The following is a 12745-nucleotide window of genomic DNA, read 5'->3' on the forward strand; positions in this document are numbered from 1 at the left end:
CGAAACCCGCCTTCCCGCACGAGACCCACGCCCTGCACGTGGGTCTCGTCCAGGGACAGCGGTCTCACGAAAGCGCTCCACCCCAGCGGGGCCCCCTCCCCGCGACCAGTCATCCGGAAACCCTCCCGCAGCAGGTCACCGGACACAGAAAAGTGCCCGATCCCCTGGGGGACCGGGCACTCTCGCGCGAAGACGGCTCAGTGTCAGACGAGGTCGTTGTCCTCGAGCCACTTCTTCGCGATGTCGGCGGACGACTGCTCCTCGACGGTGCTCAGCACGTTGAGGGCGACGAGCTCCTCGCCGGTCAGCTTGGCGCTGATGGCGTTCAGCACATCGGAGACGTCATCGGCGATGTCGCTCGAGACGATCGGCACCACGTTCGACGAGATGATCAGGTTCTCGGGGTCTTCGAGAGCGACGATCTCCTCGGTCTCGAACGCGGGGTCGGCCGTGTAGATGTCGGCGACCTGGATCTGGCCGGCGAGCAGCGACTCGAGCGTGGTCGGGCCGGTGGCCGAGAACGTCAGGTCGACGCCGTAGACCTCCTTGGCCGCAGCCGGGCTGTAGGGGCGCTGCTCGAACTCGGGAGCCGCGCCGATCGTGACCTCAGACGATACGTTCGCGAGGTCGCCGATCGTCTTCAGATCGTTCTCCTCGGCGAAGCTCTTCAGCACCGTGTAGGAGTCCTGGTCGGACGCCTCGGCGAAGTCGAGAGCCGTGAGGCTCTCGGGCAGCGCCTCCTGCAGCGCGGCGTAGACGTCGTCGGGGCTGGTGACGTCGACCTCGTCGTCCGAGATGTACTCGAGCAGGCTGCCGGTGTACTCGGGGAACACGTTGATCTCGCCGGCCTCGACGTCAGGCATGTAGGCGTCGCGCTGACCGATGTTGAGCTTCTTCTCGACATCGAACCCCGCGCCCTCGAGCGCCTGGGCGTAGATCTCGGCGATGATCTCGTTGGAGTAGTACGCCTGCGAGCCGACGACGATCGTGTCGCCGCTGCCCGAGGTCTCGCCGGACTCGGTCGGCTCCTCGAGCGGGTTGCTCGAGGAGCAGGCTGTCAGGGCGAGTGCTGCCGCGGCGACAAGACCGACGGCGAAGACAGAACGCTTGCCTCGTGCTGTGAACATGGACTTCCTCTTTTCTGGGACTGCTGTGGGGGACATCACGGAGGATGGACGATTCAGGCTGTCGCCGGTTCGACCGCGGCGGGCCGAGCCGATGCCCGCGACCGCCGCTTGGCGGGGCGACCGGTGCGCAGGCCCGCAGGCACGGCGGCCTGCTGCAGCGCCGCGAAGATCAGGTCGACGATCAGGGCCAGCACGGCGACGATGATCGCGCCGGCGAGCACCTGATCGAACCGGCGCAGGGGGATTCCCTGGATGATCGGCCACCCGAGCCCGCCGAGATTGACGTAGGCCGCAATCGTGACGGTCGCGATGACCTGCAGCAGCGCCGCGCGGATGCCGCCGACGAGCAGAGGCAGACCGAGCCGTACCTCGACCTTCCAGAACACTTGCCATCCGGTCATCCCCATCGACTTCGCGGCGTCGATGACGCGACGGTCGATCGCCTCGAGCCCCGTGTAGGCACCGGCGAGAAGCGAGGGAATGGCGAGCAGGACGAACGTGATGATCGCGGCCTCGGGAATGCGGAGCACTCCGAGCAGCAGCACGAGCAGGACCATGAGACCGAAGGCCGGAATCGCGCGCGCGGCTCCCGAGACGGCGACGGCGATCTCGCGACCGCGACCCGTGTGGCCGATCAGCCAGCCGATCGGGAGGGCGATGAGCGCCGCGATCACCACCGAGATGACGGTCAGAGCGAGGTGCTGCCCCAGGAGAACCGGCAGGGCGTAGCGTCCCTCCCACTGCTCGGGCGCGACCATCCACGCGATGGCTTCGAGGAAGAGGTTCATGCGGGAGCCCCCACAGCGAGAGCGCGGGCGGCTGCGGGCCTCGCGGCAGGCTTGGTCCACGGCATGAGAGCGCGGCCGAGGAGCAGCAGGATCAGATCGATGACGAGCGCGATCACCACGACGGCGATGACTCCGGCGAACACCTCGGCGATGATGCGGCGCTCGAGGCCGTTCGTGAAGAGGTAGCCGAGGTTCGTGACGCCGATCAGGATTCCGACCGTGGCGAGCGAGATGGTGCTGACCGCTGTGACTCTGAGACCGGCGAGGATCACCGGACCCGCGAGGGGGAACTCCACCGCCCAGAAGCGGCGGAAGGCGGCGAATCCGGTCGCGGTGGCGGCCTGGCGCACATCGTCGTCGACCGAGTCGAGGCCGTCGGAGACGGCACGCACCAGGATCGCGATCGCATAGATCGTCAGTGCGATCACGAGGTTGGATTCGCTGATGGCCGAGTAGCCGAGCGCGGCCGGGAGCAGGATCAGCAGCGCGAGCGACGGAATCGTGTAGAGGAGTCCGGTGAGCACGATGATGGGCCCACGCACCAGTCGGAAGCGCCACGCGACCCAGCCGAGCGGAAGCGACAGCACGAAGCCGAGCACGATCGGGATGATGCTCTGACGCAGATGCACCAGAGTCAGATCGAAGATCAACCCGAGGTTGTCTGTGACCCAGTTCACGCGCGCTCGCCCGGCACTGCGCCGAGGGCGGCGGCATCCGGCCCCGCGAGCGGACCGTCGGACTTCTCGACCCCGGACACGATCGCACCCTGCGTGCGCCCCTCGGAGTCGACCACGACGGTGCCGTGCGGCGTCTCCTTGAGGTGCAGGGCACGACGCCCTCGGTCGGCGCCGATGAAGGAGGCGACGAAGTCGTCTGCCGGGTTCTCGATGATCTCGCTCGGGCTGCCCACCTGAACGATGCGGGCGCCCTTGTCGAGGATCACGACCTGATCTCCGAGCAGGAACGCCTCGTCGATGTCGTGCGTGACGAACACCACGGTCTTGTCGAGCTCGTGCTGCAGCCGCAACGTCTCCTGCTGCAGGTCGGCTCGCACGATCGGGTCGACCGCGCCGAACGGCTCGTCCATCAGGAGGATGTTCGGGTCGGCCGCCAGGCCGCGGGCCACACCGACTCGCTGCTGCTGACCGCCCGAGAGCTGGCTCGGATACCGCTCGGCCAGCGACTGGTCGAGGCCGACCGTCTTCAGCAGCTCGCGTGCGCGCTCGTGCGCCGGCCCCTTCTTGACACCCGTGAGCCGCAGCACGGTGGCGACGTTGTCGATCACCGTGAAGTGGGGCATCAGGCCGGAGTTCTGCATGACGTATCCGATGCGGCGGCGCAGCGCGACGGGGTCTCCGCCGAGCACGCTTTCGCCGTCGATCTCGACCTCGCCGGACGTCGGCTCGACCATGCGGTTGATCATGCGCAGCAGGGTTGTCTTGCCGCATCCGGAGGATCCGACGAACACCGTCGTCTTGCGTGACGGCAGCACCAGGCTGAAGTCCTTCACGGCGGTGGTGCCGTCGGGAAACTGCTTGGTGACGTTGCGGAACTCGATCACGATCTACTCTCCGGTCGCTCGATCGACGAGGCGGGCATCAGCGCCGCGGCTGCGGCATACAGAGGTCATGCGGAGACTTCGACCCGCGGATCGAAGGCGACGAACCCCGAGAAGTCCTTGCCCACGCGATCGAACGCACTCCGGAAAGGAGTCGGATACGACCAGGCGTAATCCGTGTGCAGCTCGCCTCCGGCCTGCACCGAGAAGTACTGAGCGGCACCCTTCCAGGGGCACGTGTACTGGGTCGGGCTCTCGACGAGCGCCCCCTCGGTGATAGACGCGGGCGGGAAGTACCAGTTGCCCTCGATGCGGGCGAGATCGCTCTCGTCCGCTTCGGCGATGACGGTTCCTGCGAGTACAGCCTTCATGGTCCTGCCTCCTCGGATGTGGGTTCGAGCGTATAAGAGGTGTGCGACATTCACTCGGGGGTTGCGCCCGATGCCGTCAATGTGGGAAACAATCCGGCGCCGGGCTCGCCGATCCCGCGAGGTCTCTCACGGGCTGTTCGGAGCGGATGCCGGAACGGATGGCTCCCCGCATCCGTCCCTCGCATCCGTCGGAGGCGCTCATGCCGAGTCCCTCCCGTAGGTCTCGAGCAGTCGCAGCCAGATCTCGCTGATGGTGGGGTACGCCGGAACAGCGTGCCACAGACGGGCGATCGGCACCTCGCCGACGATCGCCACGGTCGCCGTCTGCACGAGCTCTGCGACCTCGGGGCCCACGAACGTCGCACCGACGATGACGTCGCGCGTCTTGTCGATGATGAGACGAGCCTGCCCCTCGAATCCGTCTTCGTAGAGGCTCGCGCCGGCGACCGAGCCCAGGTCGTAATCCACGACGGCCACCTCGGTGCCGGCCTTGCGAGCCTCGGCCTCGGTCTGCCCGACCGACGCGACCTCGGGGAACGAGAACGTCACCTGCGGGGCCGCCGCACCGTCTGCCGTCGCCACGTGCCTGCCCCAGCGTGCATCGTCGACGTCCTCGCCCTGCGCGCGTGCCGCGATCACGTCGCCGGCAGCCCGCGCCTGGTACTTGCCCTGGTGCGTGAGCAGAACGCGGCCGTTGACGTCGCCGACCGCGTAGAGCCACTCCGACCCCGGCACGCGCAGCGTGTCGTCCACGGTGATCCAGCGGCCGGCCTCGAGGCCCACGACATCGAGGCCGATGTCACCGCTGCGCGGCGAGCGCCCCGTCGCCACGAGCACCTCAGCCGCCGCGACCGTCGATCCGTCGTCGAGCACGATCGAGACGCCGTCGTCGCCGCGCGTGACGCTCGTGGTGCCGGTGTCGGTGCGCACATCGACGCCGAGCTCCTTCAGCCCGGCCGCGACCCGCTCGCCCGCGAAGGGCTCCATCGAACCCAGCAGACCGCTGCGGGCGATGATCGTCACCGTCGATCCGAGCGCCGCATAGGCCGTGGCCATCTCGACCGCGACCACTCCGCCGCCGATCACGGCGAGCGACTCCGGAAGCTCCTCGGCGCTGGTGGCCTCACGGCTGGTCCAGGGCGAGGCCTCGCGCAGCCCGTCGATCGGCGGGATCACGGCATCCGACCCTGTGCTGATCGCGACCGCGTGGCGCGCGTGGAGCACTCGGGTGCCGCCATCGGCATCCGTCACCGTCACCTCGCGCTCCCCCGTCAGCCGACCGTGGCCGCGAGCCAGGTCGATGCCGGCCGAGTCGAGCCACTTCACCTGCCCGTCGTCGGACCAGTTGCTCGTGAACGAGTCTCGACGGTCGAACACCGCACGCACGTCGAGCTTTCCAGTCACGGCCTCGGCCGAGCCCTTGACCTTCTGGGCCGCGCGCAGCGCCTGGGCCGGACGCAGCAGTGCCTTCGACGGCATGCACGCCCAATACGAGCACTCACCGCCGACCAGCTCGCTCTCCACGATGATCGCAGTCAGTCCGTTCTGCACAGCGCGGTCGGCGACGTTCTCGCCCACCGGTCCACCGCCCAGGACGATCAGGTCGTATTCGTCGGTCTTCTCAGCAGTCATGAGGTGCACCTCTCCGTCGCCCAGTCTTGCTCAAGACCAACGCCGAGTCACGGGGTGGTTGTTCCACCGGCGGGTCGCCGGGCGCGTCGGTCGGCCCCGATCCGGCTCGACACAGCTCTGAATCCGGCCTGAACGGATCTACCCTCGGCGATTCTCCGAAGTCATCGCACGGACGCCGTTCACAACTCAGGAGCGGCAAGCCCAAGTCTGCTGATCGAAGACTGTGCCGACCATTCCGGAGCGAGATTCCTGAGTTGTGAACGCGCCTCGATCGGGACTCAACCGACCCGCGGTGCGACGCGGACGGCGAGCACCGCCGCGGCGAGCGCGATGACCGCGGCGAACGCGAACACCGCGATGAACGGTTCTCCCGCCGCCAGCCCGGTGAACAGCACACCGGTGATCGCGAGCGCCAGGGCGCTGCCGAAGGAGTCGGCCACCGTCATGGCCGAGCTGTTGAAGCCCTGGTTCTCCGGTGCCGACATCTCGAGGGTGAGGGCGCTCGTCCTCGGGCTCATGAGGCCCATGCCGGCCCCGGCGACGATCCACGCGACGATGATGACGACCACCGGTGCGGCGAGCACCGTGGCGACGAGCGCGAGAACGACACCGACGAAGACCAGCACCGTGCCGATGCGCACGGCCAGCACGCTCGAGAGCCTGGCTCCCATGCGCCCCTGCACCGTGGCCGCAGCCGACCAGGCGAGGGCGCCGCCGGTGAGCGAGAGCCCGGCGATGGTCGGCGAGACCTCGCAGCGCTCGGTCAGCAGGTAGGGGATGTAGACCTGGGCACCGAAGAATCCTGCCGCGGCGAGACCGCGCACGAGCAGCACCGACGGCAGGCCCCGTCGCGCACGCAGCGTGCCCTTCGGCAGCAGCGCACGAACGGCGACGAGCGCCACGATCACGGCGGCGGCCGCGAGCACGGGCCCGGCCCCAGGGACATCTCCGACGAGATTCAGCGCGAGCACGGCGACCGCGGCGAGCACCGACCAGCCGAGCCGTCCGAAGGCCCACGGCGTGGTGGCGTCGCCCTCGCCCGAGAGTCCTCGGAGTGCCGGCACGACCATCAGCAGCGCGGGGACGACCAGGAAGACGACGCCGAGGAACACCCAGTGCCAGCTCCAGATCTCGGTGACGGCGCCTGCCACGGTGGGTCCGACGAGCGACGGCACGACCCAGGCCGCGGCGAACCCCGCGAAGATGGCCGGATGCAGGTCGCGCGGGTAGACGCGGGCGACGACCACGTAGAGCGCCACCATCAGCCCGCCGTTGCCGAGACCCTGCGCGAAGCGCCCGGCCACGAGCACCTCCATGCTGGGCGCGAGACCCGCGACGATGAGCCCGATCACGAACAGACCCACCGAGGCGTAGAGCGGAGCCACGGGCCCGCGGCGATCCGACCAGTTGCCCGCCACGGCCATGCCGATGACGCCGGTTGCCAGGGGGCCCGCGAACGCCAGTGCGTACAGCCGCTCGCCGTCGAGGTCGGCGCTCACCGCCGGCATCACCGTCGTGACGGCGAGGGACTCGAACGCTCCCAGGAACACGAGCGCACACGCGCCGACGGTGATCCAGAGGTAGTCGCGACTGAGGATGCCGGTGGCGGGCTTCGCGGTCGGAACCGCGTCGGTGTCGATGGTCATAGGCTCGACCGTAGAACCTCAACATTGGTTGAGGTCAAGCCGAGTCCGTCGACCGCCTCAGCGCACCGGCAGGATGTGCGTGGGCGCGGGCGCCTGCGCGATGTGTCGGATGTCGAGCGGAGCCCCTGTGCGCTCGTCGAGGTCGATCAGCGCCACGGTGTCGGAGCGCTGCCCCGCGACGAGCAGCTTGCCCTCGTGCACGAGGTGGTGACGTGGCCAGTCGACCCCCGAATCGGCGAGCGCTATCGATTCGAGCGCCTCTCCTCCGCCGCGCACACGCAAGGCCGCGACCGTGTTGCTGCCTCGCAGGGCCGTGTACAGGAACCGGGCATCGCGGGTGCGTGCGAGCTCGGCGGGGAAGTCCACGCCGATCTCGGCGATGGGGCTCGTGAGCACCGACGAGACGACAGCCCATGTGCCATCGCGCCCGGCGGCGAGCGTGAACACCTCGCACGAGTACTCGGTCACCACGTGCAGGTGACCACTCGGGTGCACGACCATGTGACGCGGACCGGTGCCGACGGGCAGCACGACCTCGTGGTCGAGCACCAGGCCACCGGCGATCGGACGCCAGATGCGCACGAGGTCGAATCCGAGGTCGGTCGTCGCGATGCGCCCGTCGGCGAGGAAGGCCGCGGAGTGCGCATGCGAGGAGCGCGCTTCGCCGGTGGCGGTGAGCTCTCCGGCGTACGGATCGGATGCCGCGGCGGCGACTCCTGCCGGCGCCGTCTCCTCGAGCGGTTCGCCGAGGAGCGCCGCCCGCAGCTCGGCGGCCTTGTTCACGGCATCCGGCACGAGGTGTCCCTGCGCGTCGATGCCGATGCGCACGACTCGCCCGTCGCCGTAGCAGCTCGCGATGAGGAACGATCCGCTCGACGACACCGCCACGTGGCACACGCCGTCGCCCGCGGCGACCGGGTCGCCGAGCGGTCGCAGGGTCGACTCGCCACTGCGGGCGAAGGCCTGCACCGCGGCATCCGCTTCGAGCGCCGCATAGACGACATCGAGCGACGGATGCTGCGCCAGCCACGAGGGCGAGGAGGTCTGCGTGACCGCACCGCGGTACTCGAGCGCGGTCGGCGCGCTCTCGTCACCCGCGAGCAGGCCGACGCCGTCGGCGGAGCCGTCCATCGCGGGGCCGTACCCGCCGAGCCAGAAGCGTGTCACCGGGCGCTCAGTCGAGCAGGTCGTGACGCACGATGACCTGGTCGCGCTCGGGGCCGACGCCGATGACCGAGATGCGCGTGTTGCTCATGCCCTCGAGTGCGATCACGTAGTCCTGCGCGTTCTTCGGCAGATCGTCGAAGGTGCGCGCGGTCGAGATGTCCTCGCTCCAGCCGGGGAAGTACTCGAGCACGGGCGTCGCGTGGTGGAAGTCGGTCTGGTTGACCGGCACCTCGTCGAAGCGCCGACCGTCGACGTCGTAGGCGACGCACACCGGGATCTGCTCGAGTCCGGTCAGGATGTCGAGCTTGGTGAGCACGAGATCGGTGATGCCGTTGACACGGGTCGCGTAGCGGGTGATCGGAGCGTCGTACCAGCCGACGCGGCGCGGCCGGCCGGTGGTGGTCCCGAACTCGAAGCCGCGCGAGCGCAGCCACTCGCCCTGCTCGTCGAACAGCTCGGTCGGGAACGGACCAGAGCCGACGCGGGTCGTGTAGGCCTTCACGATGCCGACGATGCGGTCGAGCGCGCCCGGTCCGATGCCCGATCCGGTCGACGCGCCACCGGCCGTGGCCGACGACGAGGTGACGAACGGGTAGGTGCCGTGGTCGACGTCGAGCATGGTGGCCTGGCCGCCCTCGAACACCACGACCTCGCCGCGGCGCAGGGCCTCGTCGAGCAGGTATCCGGTGTCGGCGACCATCGGACGCAGACGCTCGGCGTACGACAGCAGGTCTTCGACGATCTCGTCTGCGGTGATCGCGCGGCGGTTGAAGATCTTCACCAGCAGGTGGTTCTTCTGGTCGAGGGCGCCCTCGACCTTCTGACGCAGGATGTTCTCGTCGAAGAGGTCCTGCACGCGGATGCCGACGCGGTTGATCTTGTCGGCGTACGCCGGGCCGATGCCGCGGCCGGTGGTGCCGATCATGCGCTTGCCCAGGAAGCGCTCGGTCACCTTGTCGAGCGTGCGGTGGTACTGGGTGATCAGGTGCGCGTTGGCGCTCACCTTGAGGCGAGAGACGTCGATGCCGCGGCCGCCGAGCGCTTCGAGCTCGCTGAAGAGCACCTCGAGGTCGATCACGACGCCGTTGCCGATCACCGGGGTGACCCCAGGCGACAGGATGCCGGAGGGCAGCAGGTGCAGCGCGTACTTCTCGTTGCCGACCACGACGGTGTGGCCCGCGTTGTTGCCGCCGTTGAACTTGACGACCCAGTCGGTGCGCTCGCCGAGCAGGTCGGTTGCCTTGCCCTTGCCCTCATCGCCCCACTGGACGCCGACGATAACGATTCCTGGCATGGGTATCCCCCTTGCTTTCGCCGGGTTTGCACCGGCTGATGAGCTGGCCCTTGTCGGGCGACTCCATCCTACCGAAGGGGTGTTACAGGGCCTTTTCGGGCCTGTGGATGCGTTCGGGACGCACGTCTGCAGATCGATGCCCGAGTGCAGCCGCCGACGGCTGGCGGAAAAGCATCGGATGCTGTCGCTCCGGCGCATCGCCGATGTCGGTGCCCGGTGCCAGGTGCCAGGATCGAAGGATGCCGAAGACCGGTCGCGGGAGCGACGACACCCTGATCACAGCGAAACCCCGCACGCAGGGGCCGCTCGTGCTCGTCGCCGCCCTGGTGACGGTGGTGCTGTGGGCGTCGGCGTTCATCGGCATCCGCGGCGCCGGGGAGGACTTCGATCCGGGCGCGCTCGCGCTGCTGCGCATGGCGGTGGGCACCGCGGTGCTCGCGATCATCGCGGTGCGTCACGGCATCCGTCTTCCCGATCGCCGGCACTGGTGGCTCGTGGCGGTGTGGGGCATCGGCTGGTTCTGCGTCTACAACCTCGCACTCAACGCCGCCGAGCGAACCCTCGACGCGGGCACGGCGGCGATGGTCGTGAATCTCGCGCCTCTCATGGTCGTGATCTTCAGCGGACTGTTCCTGCGCGAGGGCTTCCCCAAGCCGCTCATCATCGGGGCACCGATCGCGTTCCTCGGCGTGGTGCTGATCGGCATGAACTCGTCGACGAGCGAGGGCCCCGACGTCACCGGTCTGCTGCTCGCGCTGCTCGCCGCCGTGCTCTACGCCGGGTGCACCCTGCTGCAGAAGCACCTGCTCAGCGCGGGGTCCGATGCGACGACGCTCACTTTCCTCGGCGCGGGCGCCGGCACCGTGGCGCTGCTGCCCTGGGTGGGCAGCCTCGTCGGTGCACTGCAGACGGCTCCGCCGGGCTCGACGCTGTGGGTCGTGTATCTCGGCATCTTCCCGACCGCGATCGCATTCACCACCTGGGCGTACGTGCTGCAGCGCAGCACCGCCGGGCAGACGTCGGCGACGACGTACGTCGTGCCGGCGATCGCGATCCTCCTGTCATGGGCGATTCTCGGCGAGGTGCCGACCCCGCTCATGTTCGTCGGCGGCGCGCTGTGCCTGCTCGGAGTGCTCGTCACCCGTATGAAGTGGGGTCGGCGCGCCGCGTGACACCGACATATCGGTCTAGCGTCGACCGGCGTACTGACCGATAAAGTGTGCGCGGAGGCGAAATGAAGACCTGGTGGCCCTATGCCCGACTGGCAGCCGCAGCTCTCGGACTCGCGGCGATCGTCGCCCAGCTCGCACGCAGCATCGAGAACGCTCTCGCCGCCAGCACGGAGTGGGGGCAGCATCTGCCGACGGTCGCCGCGAACTTCTTGAGCTTCTTCACGATCCTGTCGAATCTGCTCGCGGCGATCGTGCTGATCGTCGCCGCGATCTGGGCGCTGCGCCACCGTCGTGACGCCGAGCAGGAGCCTGCATGGCTCGCCGTTCTGCTGGTCTGCGTCAGCACCTACATGATCGTCACCGGCATCGTCTACAACACCCTGCTCCGCGGAGTCGAGCTGCCCCAGGGCGTCACCGTGCCGTGGTCGAACGAGGTGCTGCACGTCGTCTTCCCGCTGTTCCTGCTGCTCGACCTGCTGTTCGCACCGCGGCGGCGCGCGCTGCGCTGGCGCACCGTGGCGACGGTCGCGGTCTTCCCGATCGTCTGGGTCGTGTACACGATGATCCGCGCGAACCTCATCATCGCCCCCGCCACGGGCGAGACCTGGTGGTACCCGTATCCGTTCCTCAACCCCCACATCGTGCCCGGCGGCTACCTCGGCGTCGCAGGCTACATCGTCGGCATCGCCGTCGCGATCATCGGCGTCGCGTGCGTCGTGGTGTGGGTCGGCCGCAAGCGCGGTGCCCCCGTCCCTGCCGCCGTCTGATCGGATCGCCGAGAGCTCGACCTGCATCCGTCTCCGAGCCGGAGCGGCGAGACCGCATGCGGTTACGCTGGTCGACGGGGGGCGTCGACGCGTCCCCGTGGGAACGAGGAGACATACCGATGAACGAGCCCTACGCGCCCGACCCCTCTGCAGGTTCGACGCCGCCGCCTCCGCATCCGCACCCGCGGCGCCCGCGGCGTCGACGTCCGCGAGCAAGAGGTCCGAAGCCCCCACCGAAGCCGAGCTTCAGCGCGCGACGGCCGTGCTCAAGACCGTGTCAGACGCGTACTCGGCGAAGATGGTCGGCCAGGAGCGCCTGCGCATGAGCCTGCTGATCTCGCTGATCGCGGGTGGGCACATCCTGCTCGAGAGCGTCCCCGGTCTCGCGAAGACGACCGCCGCGAGCACCCTCGCCGACACCGTCAGGGCGCAGTTCAAGCGCATCCAGTGCACCCCCGATCTGCTGCCCAGCGACATCACCGGCAACCAGATCTACGACGCGGCGACCGGATCGTTCCGCACCGTGCTCGGCCCGGTGCACGCGAACTTCGTGCTGCTCGACGAGATCAACCGCTCGAGTGCGAAGACCCAGAGCGCCATGCTCGAGGCGATGCAGGAGCACCAGACCACGATCGGCGGCGAGGTGCACCACCTGCCCAAGCCGTTCCTCGTGATCGCGACGCAGAACCCGATCGAGCAGGAGGGCACCTACGAGCTGCCCGAGGCGCAGATGGACCGCTTCCTGCTGAAGGAGATCGTCGAGTACCCGAGCCCCGCCGAGGAGTTCGAGATCCTCGGGCGCATCGACTCGGGCGTGCTCGACCCCGACCGCCACGTGTCGAGCGCGATCAGCCTCGACGACGTGCACATGCTGCAGGACGTCGCGAGCCGCATCTACGTCGACCCGGCGATCCGCAACTACATCGTCTCGATCGCCTACGTGACCCGGAATCCCGCGCCGTACATCGGCGAGGAGCGCGCCCGCTTCATCAAGTACGGTGCGAGCCCCCGCGCGAGCATCGCGTTCCTGCAGGCCTCCCGGGCGCTGGCGCTGCTGAACGGCCGAGGCCACGTGATCCCGGAGGACATCCGCTCGCTGCGCCACCTCGTGCTGCGCCACCGCGTGCTGCTGACCTTCGAGGCCGACGCAGACGGCATCCGCAGCGAGGAGATCATCGACCAGATCTTCGCCGCAGTGCCCACTCCCTGACCCTTCGACGAGC

The 12745-nt window shown here is 68.8% G+C and carries 12 protein-coding genes; 3 read left to right on the forward strand and 9 right to left on the reverse strand.

Annotation, left to right across the window (positions count from 1 at the left end; translation table 11 throughout):
- Nucleotides 1–203: 203 nt before the first annotated feature.
- The 9 genes from QMA07_RS16115 to QMA07_RS16155 form a co-directional block, all read right to left on the reverse strand.
- Nucleotides 204–1127, reverse strand: a complete 924-nt coding sequence (locus tag QMA07_RS16115) for an ABC transporter substrate-binding protein (RefSeq protein ID WP_290163749.1) — start codon at nucleotides 1125–1127, stop codon at nucleotides 204–206.
- A 53-nt stretch (nucleotides 1128–1180) separates the two neighbouring features.
- Nucleotides 1181–1915 carry an ABC transporter permease gene (locus QMA07_RS16120; RefSeq protein WP_290163750.1) on the reverse strand — a complete coding sequence of 245 codons (735 nt, stop codon included), beginning with the start codon at nucleotides 1913–1915 and terminating at the stop codon, nucleotides 1181–1183.
- Nucleotides 1912–2592: an ABC transporter permease subunit gene (locus QMA07_RS16125; protein ID WP_290163752.1), complete on the reverse strand. Its 681-nt coding sequence runs from the start codon at nucleotides 2590–2592 to the stop codon at nucleotides 1912–1914. The genes QMA07_RS16120 and QMA07_RS16125 overlap by 4 nt, the downstream gene beginning before the upstream one ends.
- Entirely contained in the window at nucleotides 2589–3476 is an 888-nt protein-coding gene (locus QMA07_RS16130) for an ATP-binding cassette domain-containing protein (protein WP_290163753.1), read from the reverse strand. Before QMA07_RS16130 ends, QMA07_RS16125 begins: the two co-directional genes overlap by 4 nt.
- Nucleotides 3477–3541: 65 nt before the next feature.
- Complete coding sequence (locus tag QMA07_RS16135) at nucleotides 3542–3844, reverse strand: DUF427 domain-containing protein (RefSeq protein ID WP_290163754.1); 303 nt, start codon at nucleotides 3842–3844, stop codon at nucleotides 3542–3544.
- Nucleotides 3845–4042: 198 nt separating this feature from the next.
- The gene (locus QMA07_RS16140) at nucleotides 4043–5476 is read right to left on the reverse strand and encodes an NAD(P)/FAD-dependent oxidoreductase (protein WP_290163755.1); all 1434 of its coding nucleotides are present in this window, start codon (nucleotides 5474–5476) and stop codon (nucleotides 4043–4045) included.
- Nucleotides 5477–5754: 278 nt separating this feature from the next.
- Entirely contained in the window at nucleotides 5755–7122 is a 1368-nt protein-coding gene (locus QMA07_RS16145; protein WP_290163756.1) for an MFS transporter, read from the reverse strand.
- 57 nt (nucleotides 7123–7179) lie between these two features.
- Nucleotides 7180–8289 (reverse strand): beta-propeller fold lactonase family protein, encoded by a 1110-nt coding sequence (locus QMA07_RS16150; protein WP_290163757.1) that lies wholly within the window; start codon nucleotides 8287–8289, stop codon nucleotides 7180–7182.
- A gap of 7 nt (nucleotides 8290–8296) precedes the next feature.
- A complete protein-coding gene (locus tag QMA07_RS16155; protein WP_042540385.1) occupies nucleotides 8297–9583 on the reverse strand; it encodes an adenylosuccinate synthase in 1287 nt (428 codons plus the stop codon).
- Nucleotides 9584–9822: 239 nt separating this feature from the next.
- Here QMA07_RS16155 and QMA07_RS16160 point away from each other — a divergent pair, with 239 nt between their 5' ends.
- The 3 genes from QMA07_RS16160 (at nucleotide 9823) to QMA07_RS16170 (ending at nucleotide 12732) form a co-directional block, all read left to right on the forward strand.
- Nucleotides 9823–10755 (forward strand): DMT family transporter, encoded by a 933-nt coding sequence (locus QMA07_RS16160; RefSeq protein ID WP_290163758.1) that lies wholly within the window; start codon nucleotides 9823–9825, stop codon nucleotides 10753–10755.
- Nucleotides 10756–10817: 62 nt separating this feature from the next.
- Nucleotides 10818–11522, forward strand: a complete 705-nt coding sequence (locus QMA07_RS16165) for a Pr6Pr family membrane protein (RefSeq protein WP_290163759.1) — start codon at nucleotides 10818–10820, stop codon at nucleotides 11520–11522.
- 262 nt (nucleotides 11523–11784) lie between these two features.
- Nucleotides 11785–12732, forward strand: a complete 948-nt coding sequence (locus QMA07_RS16170; protein ID WP_056375139.1) for an AAA family ATPase — start codon at nucleotides 11785–11787, stop codon at nucleotides 12730–12732.
- The last annotated feature ends 13 nt before the right edge of the window (nucleotides 12733–12745 follow it).

Origin of the sequence: Microbacterium sp. APC 3901, from assembly GCF_030407765.1 — a bacterium.
GTDB lineage: Bacteria > Actinomycetota > Actinomycetes > Actinomycetales > Microbacteriaceae > Microbacterium.

Bases quoted from the DNA above. Each gene is read 5' to 3' on its own strand.
- QMA07_RS16115 (WP_290163749.1), bottom strand. From the start codon at position 1,127: ATGTTCACAGCACGAGGCAAGCGTTCTGTCTTCGCCGTCGGTCTTGTC.
- QMA07_RS16165 (WP_290163759.1), top strand. From the start codon at position 10,818: ATGAAGACCTGGTGGCCCTATGCCCGACTGGCAGCCGCAGCTCTCGGA.
- QMA07_RS16145 (WP_290163756.1), bottom strand. From the start codon at position 7,122: ATGACCATCGACACCGACGCGGTTCCGACCGCGAAGCCCGCCACCGGC.
- QMA07_RS16155 (WP_042540385.1), bottom strand. From the start codon at position 9,583: ATGCCAGGAATCGTTATCGTCGGCGTCCAGTGGGGCGATGAGGGCAAG.
- QMA07_RS16135 (WP_290163754.1), bottom strand. From the start codon at position 3,844: ATGAAGGCTGTACTCGCAGGAACCGTCATCGCCGAAGCGGACGAGAGC.
- QMA07_RS16160 (WP_290163758.1), top strand. From the start codon at position 9,823: ATGCCGAAGACCGGTCGCGGGAGCGACGACACCCTGATCACAGCGAAA.
- QMA07_RS16120 (WP_290163750.1), bottom strand. From the start codon at position 1,915: ATGAACCTCTTCCTCGAAGCCATCGCGTGGATGGTCGCGCCCGAGCAG.
- QMA07_RS16140 (WP_290163755.1), bottom strand. From the start codon at position 5,476: ATGACTGCTGAGAAGACCGACGAATACGACCTGATCGTCCTGGGCGGT.